General features: G+C 73.3%; 26 protein-coding genes. 12 read left to right on the top strand and 14 right to left on the bottom strand.

Features of this window, described 5'->3' with window-relative positions; translation table 11 throughout:
• Positions 1-41 precede the first annotated feature (41 nt).
• A complete protein-coding gene (locus tag ACZ4M3_RS06970; RefSeq protein ID WP_467730573.1) occupies positions 42-758 on the bottom strand; it encodes a helix-turn-helix domain-containing protein in 717 nt (238 codons plus the stop codon).
• A 92-nt stretch (positions 759-850) separates the two neighbouring features.
• Between ACZ4M3_RS06970 and ACZ4M3_RS06965 the strand changes: the two genes are divergently transcribed.
• Positions 851-2,452: an alpha/beta hydrolase gene (locus ACZ4M3_RS06965; protein WP_467730572.1), complete on the top strand. Its 1,602-nt coding sequence runs from the start codon at positions 851-853 to the stop codon at positions 2,450-2,452.
• 77 nt (positions 2,453-2,529) lie between these two features.
• Here ACZ4M3_RS06965 and moeZ read toward each other — a convergent pair whose 3' ends face one another.
• The 7 genes from moeZ to ACZ4M3_RS06930 all read right to left on the bottom strand — a co-directional run bounded on the left by moeZ (position 2,530) and on the right by ACZ4M3_RS06930 (position 10,819).
• Positions 2,530-3,708, bottom strand: a complete 1,179-nt coding sequence (moeZ, locus tag ACZ4M3_RS06960; RefSeq protein WP_467730571.1) for an adenylyltransferase/sulfurtransferase MoeZ — start codon at positions 3,706-3,708, stop codon at positions 2,530-2,532.
• 63 nt (positions 3,709-3,771) lie between these two features.
• Positions 3,772-4,533 (bottom strand): spherulation-specific family 4 protein, encoded by a 762-nt coding sequence (locus ACZ4M3_RS06955; RefSeq protein ID WP_467730570.1) that lies wholly within the window; start codon positions 4,531-4,533, stop codon positions 3,772-3,774.
• A complete protein-coding gene (locus ACZ4M3_RS06950) occupies positions 4,521-5,531 on the bottom strand; it encodes an NAD-dependent epimerase/dehydratase (RefSeq protein WP_467730569.1) in 1,011 nt (336 codons plus the stop codon). The genes ACZ4M3_RS06955 and ACZ4M3_RS06950 overlap by 13 nt, the downstream gene beginning before the upstream one ends.
• A gap of 102 nt (positions 5,532-5,633) precedes the next feature.
• Entirely contained in the window at positions 5,634-6,530 is an 897-nt protein-coding gene (locus ACZ4M3_RS06945; protein WP_467730568.1) for a hypothetical protein, read from the bottom strand.
• On the bottom strand, positions 6,527-8,185 hold the full coding sequence (locus tag ACZ4M3_RS06940; protein ID WP_467730825.1) for a DUF3492 domain-containing protein: 1,659 nt from the start codon (positions 8,183-8,185) through the stop codon (positions 6,527-6,529). Before ACZ4M3_RS06940 ends, ACZ4M3_RS06945 begins: the two co-directional genes overlap by 4 nt.
• A gap of 209 nt (positions 8,186-8,394) precedes the next feature.
• The gene (locus ACZ4M3_RS06935) at positions 8,395-9,744 is read right to left on the bottom strand and encodes a DUF3152 domain-containing protein (RefSeq protein WP_467730567.1); all 1,350 of its coding nucleotides are present in this window, start codon (positions 9,742-9,744) and stop codon (positions 8,395-8,397) included.
• Between the two features lie 4 nt (positions 9,745-9,748).
• Positions 9,749-10,819, bottom strand: coding sequence for an alpha/beta fold hydrolase (locus ACZ4M3_RS06930; protein WP_467730566.1), 1,071 nt, complete (start codon positions 10,817-10,819; stop codon positions 9,749-9,751).
• Positions 10,820-10,941: 122 nt separating this feature from the next.
• Between ACZ4M3_RS06930 and ACZ4M3_RS06925 the strand changes: the two genes are divergently transcribed.
• The 4 genes from ACZ4M3_RS06925 to ACZ4M3_RS06910 all read left to right on the top strand — a co-directional run bounded on the left by ACZ4M3_RS06925 (position 10,942) and on the right by ACZ4M3_RS06910 (position 12,769).
• Positions 10,942-11,157 (top strand): hypothetical protein, encoded by a 216-nt coding sequence (locus ACZ4M3_RS06925; protein ID WP_361309808.1) that lies wholly within the window; start codon positions 10,942-10,944, stop codon positions 11,155-11,157.
• 136 nt (positions 11,158-11,293) lie between these two features.
• Positions 11,294-11,932 (top strand): TetR/AcrR family transcriptional regulator, encoded by a 639-nt coding sequence (locus ACZ4M3_RS06920; protein WP_361128994.1) that lies wholly within the window; start codon positions 11,294-11,296, stop codon positions 11,930-11,932.
• Positions 11,933-12,075: 143 nt separating this feature from the next.
• The gene (locus ACZ4M3_RS06915; RefSeq protein WP_453355578.1) at positions 12,076-12,303 is read left to right on the top strand and encodes a DUF3107 domain-containing protein; all 228 of its coding nucleotides are present in this window, start codon (positions 12,076-12,078) and stop codon (positions 12,301-12,303) included.
• Between the two features lie 163 nt (positions 12,304-12,466).
• The gene (locus ACZ4M3_RS06910) at positions 12,467-12,769 is read left to right on the top strand and encodes a hypothetical protein (RefSeq protein ID WP_467730565.1); all 303 of its coding nucleotides are present in this window, start codon (positions 12,467-12,469) and stop codon (positions 12,767-12,769) included.
• Positions 12,770-12,844: 75 nt separating this feature from the next.
• On the opposite strand, the gene ACZ4M3_RS06905 is transcribed toward ACZ4M3_RS06910, so the two are convergent.
• Complete coding sequence (locus ACZ4M3_RS06905) at positions 12,845-13,603, bottom strand: ferritin-like fold-containing protein (RefSeq protein ID WP_467730564.1); 759 nt, start codon at positions 13,601-13,603, stop codon at positions 12,845-12,847.
• 480 nt (positions 13,604-14,083) lie between these two features.
• Between ACZ4M3_RS06905 and ACZ4M3_RS06900 the strand changes: the two genes are divergently transcribed.
• The 3 genes from ACZ4M3_RS06900 to ACZ4M3_RS06890 all read left to right on the top strand — a co-directional run bounded on the left by ACZ4M3_RS06900 (position 14,084) and on the right by ACZ4M3_RS06890 (position 17,350).
• Positions 14,084-16,120: a DEAD/DEAH box helicase gene (locus ACZ4M3_RS06900; protein ID WP_467730824.1), complete on the top strand. Its 2,037-nt coding sequence runs from the start codon at positions 14,084-14,086 to the stop codon at positions 16,118-16,120.
• Between the two features lie 113 nt (positions 16,121-16,233).
• A complete protein-coding gene (locus tag ACZ4M3_RS06895) occupies positions 16,234-17,106 on the top strand; it encodes an alpha/beta fold hydrolase (protein ID WP_467730563.1) in 873 nt (290 codons plus the stop codon).
• Between the two features lie 91 nt (positions 17,107-17,197).
• The gene (locus tag ACZ4M3_RS06890) at positions 17,198-17,350 is read left to right on the top strand and encodes a hypothetical protein (protein ID WP_389665798.1); all 153 of its coding nucleotides are present in this window, start codon (positions 17,198-17,200) and stop codon (positions 17,348-17,350) included.
• A gap of 104 nt (positions 17,351-17,454) precedes the next feature.
• On the opposite strand, the gene ACZ4M3_RS06885 is transcribed toward ACZ4M3_RS06890, so the two are convergent.
• The 4 genes from ACZ4M3_RS06885 to ACZ4M3_RS06870 all read right to left on the bottom strand — a co-directional run bounded on the left by ACZ4M3_RS06885 (position 17,455) and on the right by ACZ4M3_RS06870 (position 20,629).
• A complete protein-coding gene (locus ACZ4M3_RS06885) occupies positions 17,455-18,060 on the bottom strand; it encodes a MarC family protein (protein ID WP_467730562.1) in 606 nt (201 codons plus the stop codon).
• A 55-nt stretch (positions 18,061-18,115) separates the two neighbouring features.
• On the bottom strand, positions 18,116-18,985 hold the full coding sequence (locus tag ACZ4M3_RS06880) for a PHP domain-containing protein (RefSeq protein WP_467730561.1): 870 nt from the start codon (positions 18,983-18,985) through the stop codon (positions 18,116-18,118).
• Positions 18,986-19,307: 322 nt separating this feature from the next.
• A complete protein-coding gene (locus tag ACZ4M3_RS06875; RefSeq protein WP_467730560.1) occupies positions 19,308-19,949 on the bottom strand; it encodes a DUF6758 family protein in 642 nt (213 codons plus the stop codon).
• A 95-nt stretch (positions 19,950-20,044) separates the two neighbouring features.
• Positions 20,045-20,629 carry a suppressor of fused domain protein gene (locus ACZ4M3_RS06870; RefSeq protein WP_136213926.1) on the bottom strand — a complete coding sequence of 195 codons (585 nt, stop codon included), beginning with the start codon at positions 20,627-20,629 and terminating at the stop codon, positions 20,045-20,047.
• Between the two features lie 408 nt (positions 20,630-21,037).
• On the opposite strand from ACZ4M3_RS06870, the gene ACZ4M3_RS06865 reads away from it, so the two are divergent.
• Complete coding sequence (locus ACZ4M3_RS06865; protein WP_467730559.1) at positions 21,038-22,153, top strand: magnesium and cobalt transport protein CorA; 1,116 nt, start codon at positions 21,038-21,040, stop codon at positions 22,151-22,153.
• A 31-nt stretch (positions 22,154-22,184) separates the two neighbouring features.
• A complete protein-coding gene (locus ACZ4M3_RS06860; RefSeq protein ID WP_467730558.1) occupies positions 22,185-22,697 on the top strand; it encodes a hypothetical protein in 513 nt (170 codons plus the stop codon).
• Between the two features lie 96 nt (positions 22,698-22,793).
• Here ACZ4M3_RS06860 and ACZ4M3_RS06855 read toward each other — a convergent pair whose 3' ends face one another.
• Positions 22,794-23,588: a hypothetical protein gene (locus ACZ4M3_RS06855; protein WP_467730557.1), complete on the bottom strand. Its 795-nt coding sequence runs from the start codon at positions 23,586-23,588 to the stop codon at positions 22,794-22,796.
• 210 nt (positions 23,589-23,798) lie between these two features.
• Here ACZ4M3_RS06855 and ACZ4M3_RS06850 point away from each other — a divergent pair, with 210 nt between their 5' ends.
• Both ACZ4M3_RS06850 and ACZ4M3_RS06845 read left to right on the top strand, forming a co-directional pair.
• Positions 23,799-25,070: a magnesium transporter MgtE N-terminal domain-containing protein gene (locus tag ACZ4M3_RS06850; RefSeq protein ID WP_467730556.1), complete on the top strand. Its 1,272-nt coding sequence runs from the start codon at positions 23,799-23,801 to the stop codon at positions 25,068-25,070.
• A gap of 139 nt (positions 25,071-25,209) precedes the next feature.
• Positions 25,210-25,770: a DUF1003 domain-containing protein gene (locus tag ACZ4M3_RS06845; RefSeq protein WP_467730823.1), complete on the top strand. Its 561-nt coding sequence runs from the start codon at positions 25,210-25,212 to the stop codon at positions 25,768-25,770.
• Positions 25,771-25,837 lie beyond the last annotated feature (67 nt).

Genomic DNA, 25,837 nt, shown 5'->3' with positions numbered 1-25,837 from the left:
GGTGGCCTGCGGGCGGTGCGACCGCGGCGGCCGGCCCGGGGTCATTGCGCCGGGCGGCGTTCCGAGAGGAGTTCCGCTACTCGGGACAGGGCCGGGGACATCGTGCCCGGGAGGCTGAGGAAGCGGGACGGGTCGCCGACCGGGGCCGTGGTCGGGGTGGTGTCGACGAAGTCGGGCTCCGGGAAGTCCGCCGCGCGTTCCGCCGCTTCCAAGGCCAGCAGGTGCACCGAGAAGTCGTGGGCCAGCGCGACCACCCGGGGGTCGTCCGGCGGGAACTGCGGGTCGGAGAGCACCTCGATCTCCAGCTCCAGCCGCCGCTGCTCCGCCCGCAGCCGCGGGTGCAGGCCGGGGATCCGGGACCCGCCCGCCACCGCGGTCTGGTCCGCCGTCCGGGCCACTCCGGCGGCCGACAGCCCCAGGTCGCCGCCGCACGCCCGCAGCCGCCGTACCGCCGACAGCAGCGCCCGCGCCCGCTCCCGGTGCCGCTCCAGCGACGCCTCCAGCTCCGCCAGGAGGTCCTCCCGCCCGGCCTTGCCCGCCATGGCCGACCGGACGTCGGCCTGCGGCATCCCCAGTTCCGTCATCCCCCGCACCCACAGGATGCGGACGACGTCCTCGTACCCGTACCGGCGCCGGTCGCCCGGCCCCCGCTCGGGCTCCGGCAGCAGGCCGATCCGGTGGAGGTGCCGGATGGCGTTCGGCGTCGTACCGGTCAGGGCGGCGGCTTCGCCGATCCCGATCCACTGCGCGTGGTCCATGGATCCAGGTGACCACGTACGGCCGCCGCCCGCACACCCCCGAACGGCTCATCACCCGCGCGCCGCGGCCCGCCCGCCCACAGGATGGAGGCATGCCGACAAACGCACTGCGGGTCACCGCCGCCGCAGCCGTCGCCGCCGCGCTGCTCACCGCCAGCGCCTGTTCTTCCGGCGACGGCCAGGAGAAGGACACGAAGACCTCAGGCGGCAACGCCCCCAAGGCCTTGAAATGGGAGGCGTGCGAGGCCCCCACCAACGCCCAGGGCGGCGGGCAGGCCCCCGGCAAGGACTGGCAGTGCGCGACCCTGGACGTGCCCCTCGATTACGCGAAGCCCGAAGGAGAAACGATTCCGCTTGCCCTGATCCGCGCCAAGGCGCGCGACAAGGACAAGCGCATCGGCTCCCTCGTCTTCAACTTCGGCGGCCCCGGCGGCTCCGGCATCACCACCCTCCCGGGCGCCGCCAAGGAGTACGAGGCCCTGCGCTCCCGGTACGACCTGGTCAGCTTCGACCCGCGCGGCGTGGGCCGCAGCGCGCCCGTCCTGTGCGAGAACGACCGGCAGCTGGACGCCTACTACGCCTCGGACTCCACGCCGGCCACCCCGGAACAGGAGAAGGCGTTCGCGGACAACACCAAGCGGTACCAGCAGGCCTGCGTGCAGAACTCCGGCAAGGTCCTGCCCTACGTCGGCACCGAGAACGCCGCCCGCGACCTGGACCGGATCCGCCAGGCGCTCGGCGACGAGAAGCTGCACTACTTCGGCATCTCCTACGGGACCGAACTCGGCGGGGTCTACGCCCACCTCTTCCCGAAGAACGTCGGCCGGGCCGTCCTCGACGCCGTCGTGGACCCGACCCAGACCTCCGAGGAGGGGGCGCTGGGCCAGGCGAAGGGGTTCCAGCTGGCGCTCGACAACTTCGCCCAGGACTGCGTGGACCGGGGCGACGCCTGCCGGCTCCAGGGCAGCACCGCCAAGGAGGTCGAGGCGAACGTCACCCGGCTGCAGAAGGAACTGGCGGTCAAGCCGATCCCCGGGCTCGGCGGGCGGCAGCTGACCGACTCCGCCGCCACCAACGGCATCGCCCAGGCGCTCTACTCCAAGGAGCTGTGGCCGCTGCTGGAGCAGGGGCTGGACGAGGCCCAGGGCGGCCAGGGGCAGTTGCTGATGGCCCTGTCGGACGCCCTCAACGGCCGGGACCAGCAAGGCCGCTACAGCAACATCGGGGCTGCGAACACGGCGATCAACTGCGCCGACTCCAAGGAGCGCTTCACGCTGGAGCAGGCCAAGTCGAAGCTGCCGCAGTTCCGTTCGGCGTCGCCCGTCTTCGGTGACTTCCTCGGCTGGGCGCTGACGAGCTGCACGGGCTGGCCGGTCGCGGGCGCCTGGGAGACCCCGGACGTCTCGGCCCGCGGGTCCGCCCCGATCCTGGTGATCGGCAACACCGGCGACCCGGCGACCCCGTACGAGGGCGCGCGCAAGATGGTGGAGCGGCTCGGCCCCGGCGTCGGCGTGGAGCTGACGTACAAGGGCCAGGGGCACGGCGCGTACAACAGCGGCGACCCCTGCGTCCAGCAGGTGACGAACGCCTACCTGCTGGACGGGAAGGTGCCGCCCGCGGGCAAGGTCTGCACGCCGAGCCAGAGCCCGTCGCCCCAGCCCTCGCTGCCCGAGCAGCCCGACGGGGGCACCTGAGCCGCGGCGGCACACGCGCGGAGGGGCCGCACCGCATGCGCGGTACGGCCCCTCCGGGCGCTGGGATCAGCGGAGGATCAGTAGACCGGCTTCTCGGGCTCGATCTGGTGGACCCAGCCGATGACTCCGCCGCCGACGTGCACCGCGTCGGCGAAGCCCGCCGACTTCAGGACGGCCAGGACTTCCGCACTGCGGACACCCGTCTTGCAGTGCAAGACGATCCGCTTGTCCTGCGGGAGGTCCTGGAGGGCGGTGCCCATCAGGAACTCGCCCTTGGGGATCAGCTTCGCGCCGGGGATCGAGACGATCTCGTACTCGTTCTTCTCCCGGACGTCGATGATCTCGATCTGCTCGTCGCCGTCGATCCACTCCTTGAGCTGCTTGGGAGTGATCGTCGAACCGGCCGCCGCCTCCTGGGCCTCCTCCGACACGACGCCGCAGAAGGCCTCGTAGTCGATGAGCTCGGTGACGGTCGGGTTCGGGCCGCAGACGGCGCAGTCGGGGTCCTTGCGGACCTTGACCTGGCGGTACTGCATCTCCAGGGCGTCGTAGATCATCAGACGGCCGACCAGCGGCTCGCCGACACCCGTCAGCACCTTGATCGCCTCGGTGACCTGGATCGAGCCGATGGACGCGCAGAGCACGCCCAGTACGCCGCCCTCGGCGCAGCTCGGGACCATGCCCGGCGGCGGGGGCTCCGGGTACAGGCAGCGGTAGCAGGGCCCGTGCTCGGACCAGAACACCGAGGCCTGGCCGTCGAAGCGGTAGATGGAGCCCCATACGTACGGCTTGTTCAGCAGCACGCAGGCGTCGTTGACCAGGTAGCGCGTGGCGAAGTTGTCCGTGCCGTCGACGATGAGGTCGTACTGGCTGAAGATCTCCATCACGTTCTCGGCTTCGAGCCGCTCTTCGTGCAGGACCACGTTGACGTACGGGTTGATGCCCAGCACGCTGTCCCGGGCCGACTCGGCCTTCGACCGGCCGATGTCCGCCTGGCTGTGGATGATCTGGCGCTGCAGGTTCGACTCGTCGACCTCGTCGAACTCGACGATGCCCAGCGTGCCGACGCCGGCCGCCGCCAGGTACATGAGGGCGGGCGAGCCGAGGCCGCCCGCGCCCACGGCCAGCACCTTGGCGTTCTTCAGGCGCTTCTGGCCGTCCATCCCGACATCGGGGATGATCAGGTGGCGGGAGTACCGACGGACCTCGTCAACGGTGAGCTCAGCAGCTGGCTCTACCAGGGGTGGCAGCGACACGGGGACTCCGTAGATGGGTATGTCTGAACGGTGGTTCTTCCCGTAACACTGCCACGCCCTTCTTCATTCCGAGACACCCGTTCCGATACGCGAGACGATTTCGTCCCAGTACCCGGGCATCGACGCCCAGGGATCACGGTCCGCCGCCCCGCGCCGGTCGGTGAACCAGATCGTCCCGGCGCCCTGCCAGCGGGCGATCCGCAGCGCCTCGTCCAGGTGGGTCCGCGGCACCCCGTGCACCAGGTGGCAGAAGAGTTCCGGCGGGTACCCGGCCGTCCACTCCGCCACCAGCGACCAGCGGTAGTCGGCCCAGGCGCCGCAGAAGGTGACCAGCTGGTCGGCAGTCTCCGCGTAGCCCTCGTAGGGGTGGGTGCCGTGGCCCAGCACGATGCGCAGGCCGTCGCCGAGGCCGCGCAGCGCGGCCACGACGCGGCGCACCGCGGGCAGGTCCGCCCGGTCCGCGGGGGTGTCGGCCAGGTAGAAGCCGTCGACCCCGTACCAGTCCCGGAACCGGTGGGCGTCGGAGAGCAGCTCCCCGAACGACCTGGCACCGTCCCGCACGGCGAGGTGGCCGAGGAGCCGGCGGCCCGTGCCGCCCCCGGCGTGACGCAGCCGGCCGGCCGCCTCCGCGCAGTGCGGATCGGGCCGGCCTCCCGGGCCGTCCGTCACGTTGAGCACGGCCCAGTGCAGCGGGGTCCCGGGCCGGGTCAGCTCGGCCCACTCCACCGGCGCGAGCAGCGGATGCGCGTAGCCGGGCGTGCCCAGGCCCAGCCGGCCCGCCTCGGTCGCCGGGACCCGGGGCGCCGGCGTCGTCAGATGCGACACGCCGCCTCCATCCAGATGTCGGCCAGGGACTCCTCCAGGTTGATCCGGGGCCGCCAGCCGAGCCGGTCGCGGGCGGTGCGGACGTCGGCCTGCTGCCAGCTGCCGCAGCCGTCCGGGTACGGGGCCTGCGGGGCGGCGGCGAGCTGGTCGGCCGTGGCCTCGGAACGCGGGGCGCCGATGGCGGGCAGGCCCTGGGGCCGTCCCGGGTGCCCGTGCGCGAGCGGGTGCTGCGTGCCGCCGTGCGGTACGTCCAGTTCGTGCAGGGAGCCGCCGAAGCCCGCGACCCGGGCCAGTACGGCCGCCGCGTCGCGCAGCCGGACCGCGCGGCCGGTGCCGATGTTGACGACGCCCTGGGCGGCGGAGAGGGAGGCGGCGTGCACGGCGCGGGCGACGTCGCGCACGTCCACGAAGTCGCGCTGCACCCCGAGCCCGCTGAGCTTGAGTTCGCTGTCGCCGGACTGCATGGCCCGCCGCATCGCCTCGGCGAGCCGGCCCAGCGGCGAGCCGGCGGGGGTGCCGGGGCCGACGGGCGAGAAGATCCGCAGCACGACCGCGTCCAGCCCGGAGCCGAGCACCAGCTCGGTCGCGGCCAGCTTGCTGACGCCGTACGGTCCGCCCGGTCTCGGGACGGCGTCCTCGGCCGTGGAGGAACCGGGCTGGCTGGGCCCGTACTCGGCGGCACAGCCCAGCTGGACCAGCCGGGCGCCGCAGCCGCTGCGGCGGAGCGACTCGCAGATGGTGGCGACGGCGACGGTGTTGTGCCGGGTCAGCTCGCGGGCGCCGCCGCGGGTGGCGCCCGCGCAGTTGATGACGACGCCCGGGTGGACGGCGTCCAGGAAGCGGGTGAGGGCCCCGGGGCTGCCGGTGGCGAGGTCGAAGCGGACGTCGGCGTCGTCGCCCCGGCCGAGCGCGGTGAGCTGCACGGCGGGGTCGGCGAGCAGCCGGTCGGCGACGTAGCGCCCGAGGTATCCGTTGGCTCCGATCAGCAGCACCCTCATCGCGCGGCCCCTCGGTCGATTGGCTGGCCGGTCATCCTGTTTCTCCTTGGGTCTGGGGTGGGGTGGTAGGGGTACGGCGCTCCGGCGAAGGTTTCCGAAGACTCAGGGCCGCGCGTGTGCGGAAGCACGGGACAGCGCGACGACGGCGTGTACGAGGAGTCCCGCGGCGGCGGCGAGCGGCGCCCCCGGGACCGGTACGAGGGCCACGGCCACGGCGGCCGCGGCGGGCACCCGGCGCGCGCCGTGGGTGAGCAGCAGCCGGGTCACGAAGAGCAGCACGGCGAGCGGCACGGCGGGCGCGAGGGGTGCACCGGCGAGTGCGGCCGCCCCCGCGGCGGCCCCCGCGAAGGCGGCGACGGTGCCGGCCAGCAGCGGCCGCACCCCGGCGGCGAAGTCCTCCAGGGCCCGGCTCCCGGCGAGCCCGCGCCGCGCCCGGGCCGCGAAGCCGGTGGCGGCGACCTGCCCGGGGGCCACGGCCAGGGCGAGGGCGGCACCGAGGGCGGGGCCGTGCCGGTGGACGGCCCAGCCGACGGCGGCCGCCGCGAGCAGGTGGAGCAGGCCGGGGAACCGCCCCCCGGCGGTCCGCCCGGGCCACACCAGCGCGGCGACGGTGACGGCCACCGCGACGGCCCCGGCCCACGGCACCCGGGCGGCGGCCGCCCCGAGCGCCACGGCCCCGGGCAGCAGGGCGCAGCCGAAGCCGCGCAGGGCGGCGGGGGTGGCGGCGCCGGCCGGGGTCCGGACGGCCCGGGCCTCGCCGCGCGGGGTGCGGGCGTACAGCTCCTCGGCGAGGGAGAAGACGTCCCGGTGCCGGAAGCGCGCGGCGGTGCGGTCGGTGATGCCGTGCGCTTCGAGCCCGGCGGCGATCTCCAGCGGGTCGACGGCGCGCTCGCACAGCTCGCGGTGGCGGTGCAGCAGGGCCTTGACGGGGTCCCCGGCGGCCCGCCGGCGCGGGGCGGCGGCGGGGTCGGGGCGCAGCCCGGTGTCGTCGAGGGTCATGCCGCCGCCTCCGCGGCCGGGGCGGCACCCACCGGGGGCCCGGGATCCGGGGGTGCGGGTGCCGCGGCCGGCGGTCCCTCCCCCGGGGCCGGTTCCGGCGCCTTAGCCCAGGTCGGCGTGGTCCAGTGCCCCCGTACCCGCGCCTCGGGCGGTTGCGCGAACGGGACGCCCCCTTCGGGCCGGGCCGGTCCCTGGGCGAGCAGGAGCAGGTAGATGTCGCGGAACGCGGTCACGTTCTGCTCGACGGTGAACAGTTCCAGGGCCCGGGCCCGGGCGGCGGCCCCGAGCCGCTGCGCCCGCTCGGGGTCGCGGAGCAGCGACAGGCAGGCTTCGGCCAGCGCCTTCGGGTTGCGCGGCGGTACGACCAGGCCGGTCCCGCCGATGACCTCGCACACCGCGCCGACGTCCGTGGAGACGGTGGCCCGGCCGCAGAACATCGCTTCGGCCAGGGTGAGGGGGAAGCCCTCGATCACCGAGGACAGCAGCACCACCCGGCCGGCCCCGTAGGCGTCGGCCGGGGAGGGTGCCTCGGGACCCCCGATCCCCTCGAAGGTGACCGGGTTCTCGCCCATCGTGATCGCGTCGGCGGCCTCGTCGGGAAAGAGCTGCGCCGCCAGGGAGCGGCAGTCGGCGAGGTAGCCGGGCGCCGCGGCGGTGGCGAAGATCCGCAGCCGCGCCTGCGGTGCGGCCCGGCGCACCTCGGCGAAGGCGTGCAGCAGGGCGACGAGGTCCTTGGCCGGCTCTATCCGGCCGACCCACACGAGCGTGTCCGGGTCGCCGCAGCCGGGGTCCTCCCCGACGGTGGCGAATCGGTCCGCCTCCATCCCCGGGTAGACGGTGCGCACCCGCTCGCGCGCGGCTCCGCACCGCTCCTGCCAGCGGCGGGCGTGGGCGTTGCCGGGGGTGAGCAGGTCGGCCTGGGCGTAGATCTCGGCGGCCAGGCGGATGTGGAAGGCCGCCAGCAGGGCGCGGACGGCGGGGCGCTCGTCCGGGGAGTGCTCCAGGTAGTGGGCCCGCAGCCGCACTCCGTACTCGGTGACCAGCAGCGGCACCCCGAAGAAGCGTTTGGCCAGCAGTCCGGGGACGGCGGCGGTCCCGCCGGCGGTGGCGTGGCAGACGTCGGTCGCGCCGAGTTCCCCGTACCAGTCGAGGGACAAGGGCCGCAGGGCGCGCTCCAGTTCGTCCACGAACTCCAGTACGTCCGGTACCCGGGCAGCCTGTAAGGCGCGCCCGGCGCCCGGTGCCCGGCAGCCCGCCTCGACCGTCCGCACGGCGGTCTCCGAACGCAGGGCCGCGTACAGCCCGCCGTGTTCACGGGCGAGTTCGGCGAGTCCGTACAGTCCCGCGGCGAACGGGGCAGGCTCGCCCGCGCAGATGCCCCGGACCAGGTCCGCGAAGCAGCCGGCGAACCGGCGGCGCTCACGCCGGGAGTGGCTGCGCCCGTCGTCGTCGGGGGCCCACAGCGAGGCGGTCCGCACCCGGGTGACGTTGCCGGGCAGCGGCACGCGGCCGCGCTGTTCCTGTTCGGCGCTGCGGCTCAGCGCGTAGAGCTCGAACGCGTGCTGCGGCAGCCCGCGCACGAGCCGGTCGCACCACGGCCCGGCCTCTCCTGTCGCATACGGATAACCACCTTCCGTGAGCAGTCCGATCCGCACGAGTGGCACCCCCGATCTCCCGTTACAGGCGGTCTCCGTCGGTCCGTCGACCCGCCGCGGGAGAACTCAAGCCGATATGCCGAAGGCGCGACGGACGGTTGTCCATCGCGCCACCGGAAGGGGTGAAGAGTCGTAACTTTCCGGTACGGGTCGCGTTCGAGCGCGCTAAAAAGGGCCCGGAGGGGGCCCGTACCCGTCCCGGGCCGGAATCAAGGCCCTGGATACACCCACGGGTTGGGCTTGCAGGGGATGTTGTCGATGTCGAGGGACTTCGTCTGCTGCTGCATGATCGGGGCGAGCGCGCCGGGGGTCCGGCAGTTGACGTGCCCGTGTCCGAGCCGGTGGCCGACCTCGTGGTTGATGAGCATCTGGCGGTAGGCGAACATCTGGTCCGCGCCGTAGGTCGGGGAACCCTGCGCCCAGCGGAACGCGTTGATCATCACGCGTTCGGTGGCCGCGGAATCGCAGGAGACGTTGTCGACGGTGGTGTCCAGCCCGGACTTGGCGCACCAGGCGGCGGTGGTCCCGGGGCTCGCGAGGGTGATCACGAAGTCGGCCTCGCCGCCCGGCACCCGCTCGAAGGTCATCTCCCCTCCGTGCGCCCAGCTGCGCGGGTCGTTGAGGGTGCGCTGCACGGCCTCCGCGAACAGCTGCGGGTCCATCCCCAGCCCCTGCTCGACGTCGACCCGGTAGCGCAGCAGCCTCCCCTTGCCCGGCGCATTGGCGACGCCGGGGACGGTGTCGAAGAGGCCCGGCCCGGTGAGCTTCGCGTCGATCGGCAGCTGCTGGGCCATCTTCTGCTCGTACGTCGGCTCCGCCGGGGCGGCGTCCGGCGTCGCCCGGCCCACGGAGCGGGACGCCGGCGACTGCCCGCCGGCCGGCCGGTCCTTCGCGGTGTCCGCGGCGGCCCGGGCGGTGGCGGCGTCCCTGTCGCCGTGGCCGGCCACCTGCCCGGCGACGATGACGGCGAGCACCGTGGTCACGGCCGCGGCGGCCATGCCGGTGTAGGCACGGACCTTCGTGCCGCGCCCGGAACCGGGCTCCGGCCCGGCCTCGGATGCGGGCTCGCGCCCGGCCTCGGATGCGGGCTCGGGCTCGGGCTCGGAGTCGGGCGCCGGATCGGACGCGGGCTCCGGCGCGATGAGCGGCATACGGGGCCCCGGGAAGCGGCGGTGCGTACCGGTGCCGGAGCCGGCCTCGGCGGGCGGCGCCGCGGCCCGCGCCGCGAAGCCGACGACGGGGACGCCGAACGCCGGGGTGTCGCCGTCGCGCCCGGACGGCGGCGCTGCCACGCGCGTCCGCGGCACCCCGCGCCAGTCCCCGTAGACGGCGCCGGTACCCGTCGCCGGACCGGCGCCCCAGGCGCCGCCGGGCTCCCGCTGCTCGGGGTGCCCGGCCGGCCGCTCCGCGCGCGGCGGGTGGGTGCCGAAGGCGTCGAAGGGGGCGGGGGCGGCGGCCGCCCGGCCGCCGTGCGGCTCACGGTGCCGCTCGTCCGGCGCGGACTCCGCCGGCGGCGCGGGCCTGGACGGGGCGGAGTCCTTGCGACTATGTCGTCCCACGCGTTCAGCCTCTGTCGTCTTCGGTGTCTGCCGTCGGTTCGTTCTGTTCTTCGCCCTGCTCGCGCCGTTCCGAGTGCTCGCGCCGTTCCGACCGTTCTCCCGCAGCAGTGTGGCGCGCGCGTTCGGTGTCCCGCAGCAGTTCCCGGAAGGCGGTGGCGACCACCTCCGGGTACTCCATCATCGCCACGTGGCCGGCCTCGGGCAGACTCAGCAGCCGTGAACCACGGAAGGCCGCGGCGGCCTTGCGCGCCTTGCGGAACGAGACCAGCTGGTCGCGCCCGCCGTAGATCAGCAGGGTCGGCGCGAGCACGCGTTGCGCCTGCCGCCACAGTCCGTGCTGGCCACCGAGGGTGTAGGCGTCGACGATCCCGCGCGAGGAGCGGGTCATCGCGTCCCAGAAGTACGGCAGGGCCAGCCGCCGCTCCATCTCCTCGACGGCGGCCTCGAACCCCTCCACGGTCACCCGTGAGGGGTCTCCGTAACAGAGGTCCGTCACCCCCCTGGTGCGCTGTTCGGCGGTCACGCCCCGGGTGAGGCGGCCGAACAGGGCGGCGACACCGGGCACCGCCAGCAGGGCGGTGGGCACCGCCGACCGCTGCACGCGCAGCTCCGGCAGCGCGGGCGAGACCAGCGTCAGGGTCCGTACGAGGTCGGGCCGGACGGCGGCGACCCGGGTGGACACGGCGCCGCCCAGCGAGTTCCCGAACAGGTGCACCGGCCCGCGTCCTGCGGCGTCGAGGTAGCGGATGACCACCCGGGCCAGACCGGTGACGGAGTAGTCCCGGTCGGCGGGCGGCGGTGACCAGCCGAATCCGGGCAGGTCCACGGCTTCGCAGTCCACGTCGCCGGCCAACTGCTCCATCAGGGCCGACCAGTTCTGCGAGGAACCGCCGAGCCCGTGCACGAACAGCGCGGGCGGCAGCCCTTCCCGTACCGGTGGCCGGAACCGTACGTTCAGCTCCAGGCCGGACAGCGGAGCCGTGCGCAGCCGCTCGCCTTCGGCCACCCGGGCGCCCCCCACCTGGGAGGTCACCTCGGTGGCGGCCTTTACACCCGGCAGCTCCGTCGAAGACATGGGCCCAATGTTACGAGACGATCACACCCTGCCCCTTGTGGCGGCAGTCACAGGACCACCTGGCGGCCTAACGGCGATCCTCCTAGGCTCATAGGGAGACGAGTGAAGGCGAGGGGAGCGCGATGACGGTCGATCCTGCCGAACCGGACACGTTCCAGGAGGAGCTCCGGGAGTTTCCCGACCCGGAGACGCCCGAGGCGGACGCCGCGGAGCAGCACACCGATGTACAGCCGCACGACGATGACCGGCCCACTGGTGTGGACCGGGACGAGGCCACCGACGGGGACGCCTTCGAGCAGGCCCGGGTGGTCCCGCTGGACGAGGACGACTACCGCTGACCAGCGTGTCCGGTCGGTCGGCGGTGGTCCGTACAGCGAGAAAACTCGGCCTGAACCCACCAGATCCGGTTACCGAAAAGTACGATGGCGGCGCGGCGCAGAGCGCAGTGTGTTCTTAGAGAAAGTGGGAGGCGGCGTGACAGCCATCGAGCAGACGGACGCAGCGCGTCCCCGGGGCACGCGACTGCCGCGCCGAGCCCGACGCAACCAGCTCCTGGGCGCGGCCCAGGAGGTTTTCGTCGCGCAGGGGTATCACGCGGCGGCGATGGACGACATCGCCGAGCGCGCGGGTGTCAGCAAGCCGGTGCTCTACCAGCACTTCCCCGGCAAGCTGGACCTCTACCTCGCGCTGCTGGACCAGCACTGCGAGGCCCTGCTGCTGGCGGTGCGCACGGCGCTGGAGTCGACGACCGACAACAAGCTGCGCGTCGAGGCGACCATGGACGCCTACTTCGCGTACGTGGAGGACGAGGGCGGCGCGTTCCGGCTGGTCTTCGAGTCGGACCTGACGAACGAGCCGGCGGTGCGCGAGCGCGTCGACCGCGTCTCGCTCCAGTGCGCGGAGGCGATCTCCGACGTCATCGCCGAGGACACCGGCCTGTCGAAGGACGAGTCGATGCTGCTCGCGGTGGGGCTGGGCGGCGTCTCGCAGGTCGTGGCGCGGTACTGGCTCTCCAGCGAGAGCCCGGTCGCCCGGGACACCGCGGTGGGGCTGCTGACCTCGCTCGCCTGGCGCGGCATCGCCGGATTCCCGCTGCACGGCACCGAGGGCTGACACCCGGACGGCCCCGTCGCACGGGGGGCACTGTTCGCTGCGAGCGTGTCCGCCGCGAGCCGATCACGTCCCCTCTCCGGGCTAATGTGGACCGGGTACGGCGCGGCTGATCGCGCGAACCGGACCGTCGGAGGGACAAAGCCGTGGAGGTCAAGATCGGCGTGCAGCACGCACCCCGGGAGATCGTGCTGGAGAGCGACCTGAGCGCCGAGGAGCTGGAGCGCGTCGTCACGGCGGCGCTGTCCGGTACGGTGCCGCTGCTGAGCCTGACCGACGCCAAGGGCCGCAAGGTCCTGGTGCCGTCCGACCGCCTGTCGTACGTCGACCTGGGCGAGCCGAGCGGGCGCAAGGTGGGCTTCGGCGCGCTCTGAGGCGCGCGGACCGGGGCGCGAGTCGACACCGGCATCGAGTCCCGACACAACGAGAGAAACGGCCCGGCGGTCTTCCGCCGGGCCGTTTCCCTTTCTTCCGCTTCGGGTAGGACCGCAACTGGTGCACCCCGGAAACGCCCGCTGACGTATCGGAAGGGATCTCATGCTGCTGATGGAAGCGCTTGGCTCCGGTCTGCTGGGACTGGCCCTCGCCGGGGCGGCCGTGCGCACGCTCGGGGAGCGGCTGCCCGCTTCCAGAATGGTGCTGGTCAGCGGCGTGGCGGGAGCACTGTTCGGGGCGTACCTCACGCACATGTCGCTGGGGCCGGGGCACAACTCGCTGGCCGCGACGCTGCTGGGCTCCGTGGGCGTGTCCGCCGTGGTGCTGTCGCTGCTGCTGCGGCCCGCCGGACATTCCGGGCGGAGCCGTCGCCGCCCTCCGTTTTCGGTTCCGACGCGGGGCTGACCGCCCGGAAAACGTGCCCGGCCCCGGGCGGGGGTTCCCCGCTCGGGGCCGGGCGCGTTGGGGGGGCGCCGCGCCTCAGGCGGCGAGGCCGAGGGCCGCCATCCGCTTGGTGTGGGCCTTGGTGATCCGGGTGAACATCTCGCCGACCGCCGCGAGGTCGAAGCCGGCCGCCATGCCGTCGACACCGCCGACCAGCATGGTCGACAGCGCGTCACGTTCGGCGACCACCCGCTGGGCCTGCGAGAGGGCCTCGCCCATCAGCCTGCGGGCCCACAGCGCGAGCCGGCCGCCGACGCGCGGGTCGGCCTCGATCGCGGCGCGCACCTTCTCGACGGCGAAGCCGCCGTGGCCGGTGTCGTCGAGCACCCCGACGACGAGGGCGCGGGTGTCGGTGTCGAGGTGGCTGGCGACCTCGCGGTAGAAGTCGCTGGCGATGGAGTCGCCGACGTACGCCTTGACCAGGCCTTCCAGCCAGTCCGAGGGGGCGGTCTGGCGGTGGAAGTCGTCGACGCCCTTCGCGAAGGGCTCCATCGCGGCCGTGGGCTCGACGTCGATCGCCGACAGCCGGTCGCGGAGCCGCTCGAAGTGGTGGAACTCGGCGGAGGCCATCTTCGCGAGTTCGGCCTTGTCGGAAAGCGTGGGCGCGAGTTTCGCGTCCTCGGCCAGGCGCTCGAACGCCGCGAGTTCTCCGTACGCGAGCGCGCCGAGCAGGTCCACCACGGCTGCGCGGTACTGCGGGGAGGCCGAGGCGGTCGCCCAGTCCTGGGCGGCGATCCCGGGCGCCTCCGCGGAGGTGCCGTCGTCGGCGGGCGATGCGTTTTCTACGGTCGACATGCTCCGCACAATAGCCCGCCGAAACCCGGCGCGAACCCCCTGGTCAGTCCACCTAAACCCGACTACCAGGTGAATTCACCCGACACAGCTGCGCGATTCCGGGGTACAGTGGTAATGCGCCTGCCGGAAACTCGGCGGGCCATCCGAATGAGGATGCCCGGTCGGTGGCCCGATCGGCTCCACCCGACCGCCCTCTGTCTGGTGCGTACGTCCATGCGTACCGCCTGCACGAGGGGCCCCCTCAGCGGCAGAAGCGCTTGAGCGAAGGCTAGTGGTCCCGCGCAGCTTTGTACGGCTCGCCCGAACCCTGGGCGTGCGCAGTACTGCAAGCCCGGCACGGTACGACCCCCCTCGCCGCCTCGCGCCGCGTCTCACAGAAGAGGCAGCACCCTGACTACGTTCCGTGACCTCGGGATCTATCCCGAGACCGCCGAAGCCCTTGAGGCCGTCGGCATCGTGTCCCCCTTCCCGATCCAGGAGATGACCCTCCCCGTAGCCCTTTCCGGCTCGGACGTCATCGGCCAGGCCAAGACCGGAACCGGCAAGACGCTCGGTTTCGGCCTTCCGCTGCTGGAGCGGGTCACCGTCCCCGCCGACGTCGAGGCGGGCCGGGCCCGGCCCGACCAGCTGACCGACGCCCCGCAGGCGCTCGTGGTCGTCCCGACCCGTGAGCTGTGCACCCAGGTCACCAACGACCTGCTGACCGCGGGCAAGGTCCGCAACGTCCGCGTCCTCGCCATATACGGCGGCCGCGCGTACGAGCCGCAGGTCGAGGCCCTCAAGAAGGGCGTCGACATCATCGTCGGCACCCCGGGCCGGCTCCTCGACCTGGCCGGTCAGCGCAAGCTGGACCTGTCCCACGTCAGGGCGCTCGTCCTGGACGAGGCCGACGAGATGCTCGACCTGGGCTTCCTGCCCGACGTCGAGAAGATCATCAACTACCTGCCGCCGAAGCGTCAGACCATGCTGTTCTCGGCGACCATGCCGGGCGCGGTCATCGGCCTGGCCCGCCGGTACATGACGCAGCCGACGCACATCCGCGCCACCTCCCCCGAGGGCGAGGGCGTGACCGTCGCCAACATCAAGCAGCACGTCTTCCGTGCGCACAACATGGACAAGCCGGAGCTCGTCTCCCGCATCCTGCAGGCCGAGGGCCGTGGCCTGGCCATGATCTTCTGCCGTACGAAGCGCACGGCGGCCGACATCGCCGAGCAGCTGGAGAAGCGCGGCTTCGCCTCCGGCGCCGTCCACGGCGACCTGGGCCAGGGCGCGCGCGAGCAGGCCCTGCGGGCGTTCCGCAACGGCAAGGTCGACGTGCTGGTGTGCACCGACGTGGCCGCGCGCGGCATCGACGTCGAGGGCGTGACCCACGTCATCAACTACCAGGCGCCGGAGGACGAGAAGACCTTCCTGCACAGGGTGGGCCGGACCGGCCGCGCGGGCAACAAGGGCATCGCCGTCACCCTGGTCGACTGGGATGACATCCCGCGCTGGCAGCTGATCAACAAGGCGCTGGAGCTGGACTTCCACGAGCCGGTCGAGACGTACTCCACGTCCCCGCACCTGTTCGAGGAGCTGAACATCCCGGCCGGGACCAAGGGCATCCTGCCGCGTGCCGAGCGCACGCGGGAGGGCCTCAAGGCCGAGCAGCTGGAGGACCTGGGCGAGACCGGCGGCCGCGGTGGCCGTGGCGGTCGCGGCCCGGCCGCCGCCGCGCCGGTCGAGGAGCGTCCGGCCCGTACCCGGACCCCGCGCCAGCGCCGCCGTACCCGTGGCGGCAGCGAGCTGGGCGCCGAGTCGGCCGCCGCGGTGACCCCGGTCGCCGAGGCCCCCGCCGCCGCGGTCCCGGCCGCTGCTGTGGCCCCGGCTGTCGCGGCCCCGGCGGCCGATGAGCCGCGCAAGCCGCGTCGCCGCCGGACCCGCGCCGCCGTGCCCGCGCCCGCCGCCGCGGTGACCCCGGTCGCCGAGGCGCCGGCTGTGGCCGCGGAGCCGGACTTCCAGATGGTGCCGGCCGTGGAGCCCGTCCGGGCGCCGCGCCGCCCGGTCCGCCGGCCCGTGGCGCCGTCTGCCGCGGAGCCCGACTTCCAGATGGCCCCGCCGGTGGAGCCGGCTCCGGCCCGCCGCAGCACCCGGACCCGCAAGGTCGCGGAGCCTGCCCCCGTCGTCACCGAGGCCGCCCCGGCCGCGGTCGCGGAAGAGGCCCCGGTCAAGCCGAAGCGCACCCGCACCCGCAAGGTCGCGGAGGCCGCCCCGGTGACCGCCGAAGCCGCCCCGGTGGCCGAGGAAGCCCCGGTCAAGCCCAAGCGCACCCGCACCCGCAAGGTCGCCGAGGCCGCCCCGGTGACCGCCGAAGCCGCCCCGGTGGCCGAGGAAGCCCCGGTCAAGCCCAAGCGCACCCGCACCCGCAAGGTCGCGGAGGCCGTCGTGGAGGCGCCCGCCGCCGCTGCGGAGGAGGCTCCCGCCAAGCCGAAGCGCACGCGGACCCGCAAGGCTGTCGCCGAGGCGCCGGAGGCGTAACGCCGCCCGGTCCCGTACCGCGAAGGGCCCCGTTCCCCTCTTCGGAGGGGGCCGGGGCCGTTCGCGTACCGGGGGGGCTGTACCGACGGCTACGGGCCGGTAACCTCGGGCCCATGAGCAAGCCGCCCCGCCTGACCCTGCCCTCCGTCGCCCGCGCGTACCGCCTCGGGACCGCACGCGGGGAGTTCGCCGTGCACGAGGCGGGCGAGCCGCTGCGCGGCACGGCCCTGCTGGTCCCCGGCTTCACCGGCAGCAAGGAGGACTTCATCGGCCTGCTGGAGCCGCTGGCCGGCGCCGGCTACCGGGTGGTGGCGGTCGACGGGCGCGGCCAGTACGAGAGCCCCGGCCCGCGCGAGGAGTCCGCGTACAGCTGCGAGGAGCTGGCCCGGGACCTGCTCGCCCAGGCGGCAGCGCTGGACGCCGGGCCGGTGCACCTCGTCGGCCACTCCCTGGGCGGCCTGATCTCCCGCGCGGCGGTGCTGCGCGACGCCGCGCCCTTCGCCTCCCTCACCTTGATGAGCAGCGGCCCTGCGGCGATCTCCGAGGAACAGCAGGCCCGTACGAAGCTGCTGATCGCGGCGCTGGAGGCGCTGCGGGACGACATGCCCGCGGTGTGGGCCGCGATGCGCGCCCAGGACCCGGCGGACGCCGTGCCCGACTCCCCCGCACTGGCCGCCTTCCTGCGCGAGCGCTGGCTGGCCACGGTGCCGGAGCAGCTGATCGGCACGGGCCGGGTACTGATCTCGGAGCCGGACCGGGTGGCGGAGCTGGCAGAGGTGCCGCTGCGCAAGCTGGTGCTGTCGGGGGTGGTCGACTACGCCTGGCCGGTACCGCTCATGGATGAGATGGCGCGACGGTTGAGCGCGGCCCGAGTGGTCGTCGAGGGCGCCGAACACTCCCCGAACGCGGAGAATCCCCAGGTCACAGCCGATGCACTGGCCGCCTTCTGGAGCGTGGGCGAGGCCCGGACCGGAGACACTCGTTAGCGAGTGAAAAAATTTCCTTAGCGTAGGGAATGTTTGCGGCTTACACTTCGTTATGCCAGTGCAAGTGAAACACTGACGAAGGGAGAAGCCCGTGCGCTTCGAGATTCTGCGCCTGGACGATGTCGACGGAAGCGCCGTGGACAGCACCGTCGTGGACGCGGCCTCCGTCAACCGGATCGTGCAGCACGCCGCATCAGTAGGCCAGCGCATTCTGATCCGACCGGCCGAGACCGCGTCCAACTGACCCGCTCCCCGCGGTAGACGACGACGAAACGACGAGACGACGACGAATGCCCCGCACCGGACCGGTTCGGGGCATTCGCATGTGCGGGGACGGGCGCCGGCGCCTCAGGCGTTGTGCACGACCTGGAGCACACCGTTGATGATCTGCTGGACCGCGATCGCCGACAGCATCATGCCCGCGAGCCGGGTCACCAGGACGACGCCGCCGTCCTTGATCACCCGGATGATCACCAGGGAGTAGCGCATGGTGATCCACAGCACCACGTGCATGGCGATGATCGCCGACCAGACGGAGAGCTGCCCGCCGAACCCGTCGGCCTTCTGCACGGCCAGGATGACGGACACGATCGCGCCCGGGCCGGCCAGCAGGGGCATGCCGAGCGGCACGAGGGCGACGTTGACGTCCTTCGTCTGCTTCGGCTCGTCCGTCTTGCCGGTGAGCAGGTCCAGCGCGATCAGCAGCAGGAGCAGGCCGCCCGCGATCATCAGCGCCGGCACGGACACGTGCAGGTAGTCGAGGATCTGCTGGCCGCAGACGCCGAAGACGGCGATGACACCGAAGGCCACGCAGACGGCCTGCCAGGCCATGCGGCGCTGCACCTTGGTGGCGCGGCCGGAGGTCAGGGCGAGGAAGATCGGCGTGATCCCCGGGGGGTCCATAATCACAAAAAGCGTGAGAAAAAGGGATCCGAAGACGGCGAAATCAAACACAGTGATGCCTTGCAGGAGAGGGGTGTAGCAAAAAAGGGCGGGGACGGGCGAGGGCTCAGCCCTCGTGGCGCCGTCCACCGGCGCCGGGGACGGGGAACGCCCCGGTGGCTCGGCGCGTGATCTCGCCGTAGATCTCGGGGTCGGTGGTGTACTCGCCGAGGCGGCAGGTCTTGCGGCTGCCGTGGTAGTCGCTGGACCCGGTCGTCAGCAGGCCGAGTTCGTCCGCCAGGTCGCGCAGCCGAGCGCGCGTCGCGGCGTCGTGGTCCATGTGGTCCACCTCGATGCCGTCCAGTCCGGCCGCCGCCAGTTCGGCGATGGCGCTCTCGGGCACGCACCGGCCGCGCTTGAGGGCGGCGGGGTGGGCGAAGACGGTGACCCCGCCGGCCGCCTTCACCAGGCGGATCGCGTCGAACGGATCGAGCTCGTGCTTCTCCGCGTACGCGCGGCCCCCGTCGGCGAGCCAGTCGGAGGTGAACGCGTCGGAGACGGTGGGCACGACGCCGAGCTCGACGAGGGCGGTGGCTATGTGCGGCCGCCCCACGGATCCCGCACCGGCGATCCGGGCGACCTGGTCCCAGGTCACGTCCACGCCGAGCGCCTGGAGCTTGCCGATCATGGCCTGGGCACGCGGGGTGCGGTCGTCGCGGACCAGCTCCCGCTCGGCGTGCAGCTCGGGCTCCTCGGGGTCGAAGAGGTAGGCGAGCATGTGCATCCCGACGCCGTCGAGCCGGCAGCTCAACTCCGCGCCGGTGACCAGGGTGAGTCCCTGCGGCAGGGCCGCGATCGCCTCGGCGTACCCGCCGACGGTGTCGTGGTCGGTCAGTGCGAGGACGTCCAGCCCGGCGGCGGCCGCGTTGCGGACCAGCTCGGCGGGGGTGTCGGTGCCGTCGGAAGCGGTGGAGTGGGCGTGCAGGTCGATGCGCACTGCCGGGCTCCAGCTTCTACGGACGGACAAAGGGGGACGCTCCAGGATACCCGCCCCCCGGCCCCCACCGGGCCCACCGATGCCCCGGCCGATGGCCCGACGGACGGAGTCTCCCCCAGCTACCGCTGGGGGGGTACCCCCGGGATGTCCCCAGGGTGTCCGCAGCGCAGCGGCCCGAAGGCCGGCAAGCCCCGCCCGGCGACCGCCGGACGGAGTCCGGCCCAGCGGCCCGAAGCCCGAGCGGCCCGCCAGGGCCGAGCGGTGCGAGGGGCGCGTCGAGAAGGGCAGCGGCCCGCCAGGGCCGAGCGGTGCGAGGGGCGCGTCAAGAGGACAAAATGCGGGGGCTCAGTGCCCCGCACGGGACCAGTTCGACCTCGGAGCCCGCGTCGCGCAGGTCGGTCAGGATCAGCTCGTCGTACATGAGCAGCCCCGTCTGCTCCGGCCAGACCACGGCCCACAGCCACAGCCCGCGCGCCTCGCCCGCGAACACGGCACGGTCATCGGGAGCACCCTTGACGTGCCACAGCGGAGTGGGCCGGCCGGCCGCGACGACCTTCGCGTGCGGGGGCGCCGACACGTCCATGTACGGGCCGGGGTCGGGTGCGTCGATCCCCGCGTACCGCGCGCCGAGTCCCACCCCGAGTTCCTCCGCGACGAGCACCAGCTCCCCCATTCCGCCCAGCGGCCCGGGGCCGGAACAGGCGACGGCGGTGGCGCGGCCACCGCTGCGGTCGTCCCCCGCGGTGGCGACGCCGGTGAACAGCCACCCCACCGGCAGGGGCCACGGCATCCACACCGGTACGTGCGCACGGTGCACTATGACGCCCAGGCCCTCGACGCTGGGCGGGATCACGGGTTGCAGGGGATGGACGGCGCCGTGCACCGCGCACTGCCAGGAGTCGGCGAAAAGACCGGGCGCTCGGACCCGGCCACCGCACTTCGGGCAACTCGGTTCGCCCCTCATATGAAGCACGCTCCTCCCCGCCCGGCGCCCCGTCAAGGCACGCTCACCCGTCCGGATGCCATCCGTACCCGCAACGGCGGGAGCTCAGTCCGGTCTCAGTCCAGTGCGACGGCCGTACGCAGAGGGTCCCGCAGATCCGTGCCGCGCGCGAGCCAGCGTTCCTGGAGGGCGGCGGCGCCGTGCACCCGCTTCCAGGCGGCCTCGTTCGCCGTCATCGGGAGCAGCGGGAGGAACCGCACCGGCTCCAGCGGCTCGTCCAGGTCGAGGTCCTCCACCAGCCCGCCCGGCTCGGCGACCAGGACGGAGCTGAACGGCGCGCCCTCCCACAGGGGTTCGCCCACGTCCAGCGAGGCCCCGGGCGCCACGACCAGCCCCTCGACCATCGGGGAGGCGGCCAGCACCGCGAGCGGGCGGAGCACCTTGTCGGTGGGCGCCAGCCCGGCCCGTACGGTCAGCACCAGTTCGGCGCGCGGCCCGCGCAGCGGGTCGGCGACCACGGCGGTCGGGTCGGTCATGGGGTGCGCGGACATGCCGAGGGTCGCGTACCGCACGAGGTCGCCCTCGGCGAAACGGAGTACCTCGATGCGGTCGGTGCCGAGGAAGGTGACGGCGGCGCGGGCGTCGGGTTCGCCGAACGCGGTGCGCAGCCGGGCCTCCACAAGGGCGAGAATTTCTGCCATGGAGCGAGCATAGAACTCGTATCCGGCGGGTAAAGGCGCGGTCCTGACCATCCGTCGGCTGATAGTGTTGACAGCTGGTCGGGACCGCACGCAGACGCGTTGTGCCAAGGGTCCGGACGACAGGACGTCCCTCACGGGGGACCGGCCGGAGGAGGTGGGGCTGCGATGGATCGAAGTCGATCGTGCAGTACCGATCGCTCTTCCACTTCTATGCCGGGCGTTCCGCGCCCCCTGTGATCTTCCCCTCCGCGGCCTCCGGGCCGCCGGAAGGTCGGTAGAAGAGCGACGGCAGAACTTTGTCCTCTCCGTCCTGTTTCCCTCCGCCTGTCCGGGGCCGAGTGCCCGTGCGCAGCCGCGGAGGGCCTCCCACCCGTACGGTCCGCAGCCGTGCGCGCGAAGGAGCCTGCCATGTCGATGCTGCCCTACCTCCGTGCCGCCGTCCGTCCGGCCCTGCGCCGGTCCACTCCCGCGCAGCCCGGGTACGACACCACCCGCGACCCGTCCGCCAGCAGCGCGGTCGTCGACTGCGCCGTCTACCGCGACGGGCGGCGCGTGCTGGGCCCGGGCTGTCTGACGCCCCGTGAGGCGATGCGCCGGGTCCGCGAGGACGGCGGTTTCGCGTGGATCGGCCTGCACGAGCCCACCGAGGCGGAGTTCGCCGGGATCGCGGCCACGTTCGGACTGCACCCGCTGGCCGTGGAGGACGCGGTGCACGCGCACCAGCGGCCCAAGCTGGAGCGCTACGACGACACCCTGTTCACCGTCTTCAAGACGATCCACTACGTCGAGCACACCGAACTGACCGCCACCAGCGAGGTGGTGGAGACCGGTGAGGTCATGTGCTTCACCGGCCCGGACTTCGTCATCACCGTCCGGCACGGCGGTCAGGGCTCCCTCAAGGGGCTGCGCCACCGCCTCCAGGACGACGCCGAACTGCTGGCCCGGGGGCCGTCTGCGGTGCTGCACTCCCTCGCCGACCACGTCGTGGACGGCTACATCGCGGTCGCGGCGGCCGTGCAGGACGACATCGACGAGGTGGAGAGCGCGGTCTTCGCGGCGCCCGCCAAGGGCAGCGGCCGCGGCGGCGACGCGGGCCGCATCTACCAGCTCAAGCGCGAGGTGCTGGAGTTCAAGCGGGCCGTGTCCCCGCTGCTGCGGCCGATGGAACTGCTCAGCGAGCGACCGATGCGGCTGGTGGACCCCGACATCCAGAAGTACTTCCGCGACGTCGCCGACCACCTGGCGCGGGTGCACGAGCAGGTCGTCGGCTTCGACGAGCTGCTGAACTCGATCCTCCAGGCCAGCCTGGCGCAGGCGTCGGTCGCGCAGAACGAGGACATGCGCAAGATCACCTCGTGGGCGGCGATCATCGCGGTGCCGACGATGATCTGCGGCGTGTACGGGATGAACTTCGAGCACATGCCGGAACTGCACTGGCGCTACGGCTATCCGATGGTGATGGCCGCCATCGCCGGCGCCTGCCTGACCATCCACCGGGCCCTGCGCCGCAACGGCTGGCTGTAGCGGCGTCCGGCGGCCTGGCTACCCTGTGCGCATGACTCTCAGCGCACTCGACCTGGCCCTCGTCGAGGAGGCCACCAAGAAGTCCGGCCTCATCTGGGTCCGCGGTTCCGGGGCCGACCGGGCCCTGTGGCACGCCTGGGTGGACGCCGCCGCGTACGTGGTGGGCGACGGGCCCGGCGAGCAGCCGTTCCCGGGGCTCGCGGACGGTGCGGCCGCCGAGGTGACCGTGCGCAGCAAGGACAAGGGCGGCCGACTGGTCGCCTGGACGGCCGTCGTCCGGGAGCTCGCCCCGCGCGGCGAGGAGTGGCACGCCGCGGTGGCGGAGCTCAAGGGCAAGCGGCTGAACGCACCCGACGCCGAGCAGATGACGGAGCGGTGGGCGCGCGAGTGCCGGCTGCTGCGGTTGGAGCCGGCGGCGGTCCGGGAGTCCCTGCCGGGCGGGTCGCTGGCCGCGCCCCCGCTGCCGACCGCGGCGATCACCCGCCGGGAGATCCCGGCCGGGCTGCCGAAGCTGCTGCTCAAGCGGAAGAAGGCGGCCCGCTAGGCGCTGCCGTTCCCGACCGGGCGGCGGGCTGCCCGGCCGGGCGAAGGCCCCCGGGCGGCCTGGCGGACGGCCCGGCCCGGCCGGGCCGGGCCGGGGTCAGCCTGCGGTGGGGTCGGAACCCTGGCCGGAGCTCTTGGCCGGGCCGGGCGTGGCACCGCTCGCGTCCTTGGTGGTGGGCAGCTGCTGACCGTAATCCACCGTCTGGTCAGGTGCGGGCGCGGCCAGCTGGAAGCTCTGGCCCCAGTCCGCGAGCTGCACCCGCCCGGCGCCGCCCGCGCGTTCCATGAGGAGCGGGTACGGGGTCCCCTCCAGGGACACCGAGAGCCGCCCGCCCTTGCCGCCGTCCGCCAGCACCGGCACCACGCGGCCGTGCCCGACCTTGCCGTAGGCGGCCTTGGTGAGCTTGCCGTCGAGGCCGAGGAGCCCGTCGAGCAGCACGTGCATGTCGGTGAAGCCGCGGAACTGCTTGTACGTGGGGTCGCTCTGCGGCACCTTCACGAACTTGTCGCCGAGTTTGCCGGCCGAGTCGGACTTCCCCCAGAAGGCGGCGTTCGCCTTCAGGTACAGCTGCTCGCCGATGCGCAGCACCTGGAAGGTGTCCTGCTGGGACTTGACCTCGCCGGAACCGCCGTCGCCCTTGAGGCGCATGTCGAGGGTGAAGGTCTTGCCGCCGGTGACCACCGAGCCCGAGAGGTGCACCGAGGCGGCCGCCGTCGCGGCCGCCTTGGCCTTCGCCTCGATCTGGTCGGCGGGCAGTTTGCCGACGCCGTTGGTGCCCTTGTCGGGGTCCTCGCCGCCGCCGCAGCCCGTGACGGTGACGGTGAGGCCCGCGCACAGCACGCCGATGAAGGCGGCCCGGCGCAGGCGAGCGGCGGGGAAGTAGGCGGTCACGTGCGGGTGCCTCCCGGTCGGTCGTCTGGGGCAGCAGGCAGCGTACCCGCCCGTCCGGCGGCGCCCGCGCCCGCGTGCGCCGCCCGTCGGCCCGGCCCCGTACGGACCCGTCCGAGGGCCCCACCAGGACGCCTTCCCGGGCCACGGGCTAGCCTGAGGCTCGGCAAGACTGTTGATCGACGGTCGGTTCACGTTCTAGGAGGCGCTCGGATGGCTGCTGGCGCCCCGCGGATCTTCGTCTCGCATCTGTCGGGTGTGCCCGTCTTCGACCCCAACGGCGACCAGGTGGGCCGGGTGCGCGACCTCGTCGCCATGCTCCGCGTCGGAGGCCGGCCGCCGCGGCTGCTGGGCCTGGTGGTCGAGGTGGTCAGCCGACGGCGGATCTTCCTGCCGATGACCCGGGTGACGGGTGTGGAGTCCGGGCAGGTCATCACCACCGGCGTCGTCAACATGCGGCGCTTCGAGCAGCGCCCCACCGAGCGGCTGATCCTCGGCGAACTGCTGGACCGGCGCGTGAAGCTGGTCTCGACCGGCGAGGAGGTCACGGTCCTGGACGTGGCCATCCAGCAACTGCCGGCCCGCCGGGACTGGGAGATCGACCGCATCTTCGTCCGCAAGGGCAAGGGCGGCGCACTGCGCCGGCGCGGCGAGACCCTGACCGTGGAGTGGTCGGCGGTGACCGGGTTCTCGCTGGAGGAGGAGGGCCAGGGCGCGGAGAACCTGGTGGCCACCTTCGAGCAGATGCGCCCGGCGGACGTGGCTAACGTACTGCACCACCTGACGCCGAAGCGGCGCGCCGAGGTGGCCAGCGCCCTCGACGACGACCGGCTCGCCGACGTCATGGAGGAGCTGCCCGAGGACGAGCAGGTGGAGATCCTCGGCAAGCTCAAGGAGGAGCGGGCGGCCGACGTCCTGGAGGCGATGGACCCGGACGACGCGGCCGACCTGCTGTCCGAGCTGCCCGAGGACGACAAGGAGCGGCTGCTGACGCTCATGCAGCCGGACGACGCGGCGGACGTGCGCCGTCTGCTGTCGTACGAGGAGCGCACCGCGGGCGGTCTGATGACCACCGAGCCGATCGTGCTGCGCCCGGACGCGACGGTCGCGGACGCGCTCGCCCGGGTCCGCCAGTCGGACCTGTCCCCGGCGCTCGCGGCGCAGGTGTACGTGTGCCGGCCGCCGGACGAGACGCCGACGGGCAAGTACCTGGGGACGGTGCACTTCCAGCGGCTGCTGCGCGATCCGCCGTTCACACTGGTCAGTTCGATCGTGGACACGGACCTGCCGCCGCTGCGGCCGGACGCCTCGCTGCCGGTGGTGACGAGCTACCTGGCCGCCTACAACATGGTCGCGGTACCGGTCGTCGACGAGAGCGGCTCGCTGCTGGGCGCGGTGACCGTCGACGACGTACTCGACCACCTGCTGCCGGACGACTGGCGGGAGACGGACTTCCATTCCGAGGAGGCCGTGCGTGGCCACTGAGCGGGGGCGCGGGCGCTCCGAGCGCGGCGACGGGCCGCGCGGCGAGGCGGCGCGCGAACGGCGCCGGGAGCGGCGCGAGCAGGCGCGGGACAGCCTCTCCGAGCGGCTGGAGGCGGCCGAGCGGCTGCGGCTGGAGCGGCTGGAACGTTCCGCCGAGCGGGCGAAGGCGGGCGCGCCCTCCGGGGCGAGCGCGCTGACGCGTTCGCGCGTCCGGCTGGACCAGCCGCGGCCGGCCCGGCGGCGGCTGCTGCCCGAGTACGACCCGGAGGCGTTCGGGCGGCTCTCGGAGCGGGTCGCGCGGTTCCTGGGCACGGGCCGCTTCATCGTCTGGATGACGGTCGTCATCGTCGCCTGGGTGCTGTGGAACGTCTTCGCGCCGCCGCACCTGCGCTGGGATGAGTACCCCTTCATCTTCCTGACGCTGATGCTCTCGCTCCAGGCCTCGTACGCGGCCCCGCTGATCCTGCTGGCGCAGAACCGGCAGGACGACCGGGACCGGGTCAACCTGGAGCAGGACCGCAAGCAGAACGAGCGCTCCATCGCCGACACCGAGTACCTGACCCGGGAGATCGCCTCGCTGCGGATGGGCCTGGGCGAGGTCGCGACGCGCGACTGGATCCGCTCGGAGTTCCAGGACCTGATCAAGGAGATGGACGAGCGGCGGCTGCTCGCGCCCGAACGTGACGAAGGCGACCGCTGACGGGCTTACCGGCGGCGTGCTACCGAGCCGTACCATCGGGTCATGGCTACCGACACAAGCTCCGCCG

Source organism: Streptomyces sp. NPDC026522 (assembly GCF_055567555.1).
This window is presented reverse-complemented; position numbering and strand designations above follow the sequence as displayed.

Excerpts from the sequence above, each read along its gene's own strand:
- ACZ4M3_RS06905 (WP_467730564.1), bottom strand. The coding sequence starts at position 13,603 with ATGTCGACCGTAGAAAACGCATCGCCCGCCGACGACGGCACCTCCGCG.
- ACZ4M3_RS06860 (WP_467730558.1), top strand. The coding sequence starts at position 22,185 with ATGACTCTCAGCGCACTCGACCTGGCCCTCGTCGAGGAGGCCACCAAG.
- ACZ4M3_RS06945 (WP_467730568.1), bottom strand. The coding sequence starts at position 6,530 with ATGACCCTCGACGACACCGGGCTGCGCCCCGACCCCGCCGCCGCCCCG.
- ACZ4M3_RS06910 (WP_467730565.1), top strand. The coding sequence starts at position 12,467 with ATGCTGCTGATGGAAGCGCTTGGCTCCGGTCTGCTGGGACTGGCCCTC.
- ACZ4M3_RS06930 (WP_467730566.1), bottom strand. The coding sequence starts at position 10,819 with ATGTCTTCGACGGAGCTGCCGGGTGTAAAGGCCGCCACCGAGGTGACC.
- ACZ4M3_RS06895 (WP_467730563.1), top strand. The coding sequence starts at position 16,234 with ATGAGCAAGCCGCCCCGCCTGACCCTGCCCTCCGTCGCCCGCGCGTAC.
- ACZ4M3_RS06925 (WP_361309808.1), top strand. The coding sequence starts at position 10,942 with ATGACGGTCGATCCTGCCGAACCGGACACGTTCCAGGAGGAGCTCCGG.
- ACZ4M3_RS06900 (WP_467730824.1), top strand. The coding sequence starts at position 14,084 with ATGACCCTCCCCGTAGCCCTTTCCGGCTCGGACGTCATCGGCCAGGCC.
- ACZ4M3_RS06950 (WP_467730569.1), bottom strand. The coding sequence starts at position 5,531 with ATGAGGGTGCTGCTGATCGGAGCCAACGGATACCTCGGGCGCTACGTC.
- ACZ4M3_RS06965 (WP_467730572.1), top strand. The coding sequence starts at position 851 with ATGCCGACAAACGCACTGCGGGTCACCGCCGCCGCAGCCGTCGCCGCC.
- ACZ4M3_RS06870 (WP_136213926.1), bottom strand. The coding sequence starts at position 20,629 with ATGGCAGAAATTCTCGCCCTTGTGGAGGCCCGGCTGCGCACCGCGTTC.
- ACZ4M3_RS06875 (WP_467730560.1), bottom strand. The coding sequence starts at position 19,949 with ATGAGGGGCGAACCGAGTTGCCCGAAGTGCGGTGGCCGGGTCCGAGCG.
- ACZ4M3_RS06970 (WP_467730573.1), bottom strand. The coding sequence starts at position 758 with ATGGACCACGCGCAGTGGATCGGGATCGGCGAAGCCGCCGCCCTGACC.
- ACZ4M3_RS06865 (WP_467730559.1), top strand. The coding sequence starts at position 21,038 with ATGTCGATGCTGCCCTACCTCCGTGCCGCCGTCCGTCCGGCCCTGCGC.
- ACZ4M3_RS06850 (WP_467730556.1), top strand. The coding sequence starts at position 23,799 with ATGGCTGCTGGCGCCCCGCGGATCTTCGTCTCGCATCTGTCGGGTGTG.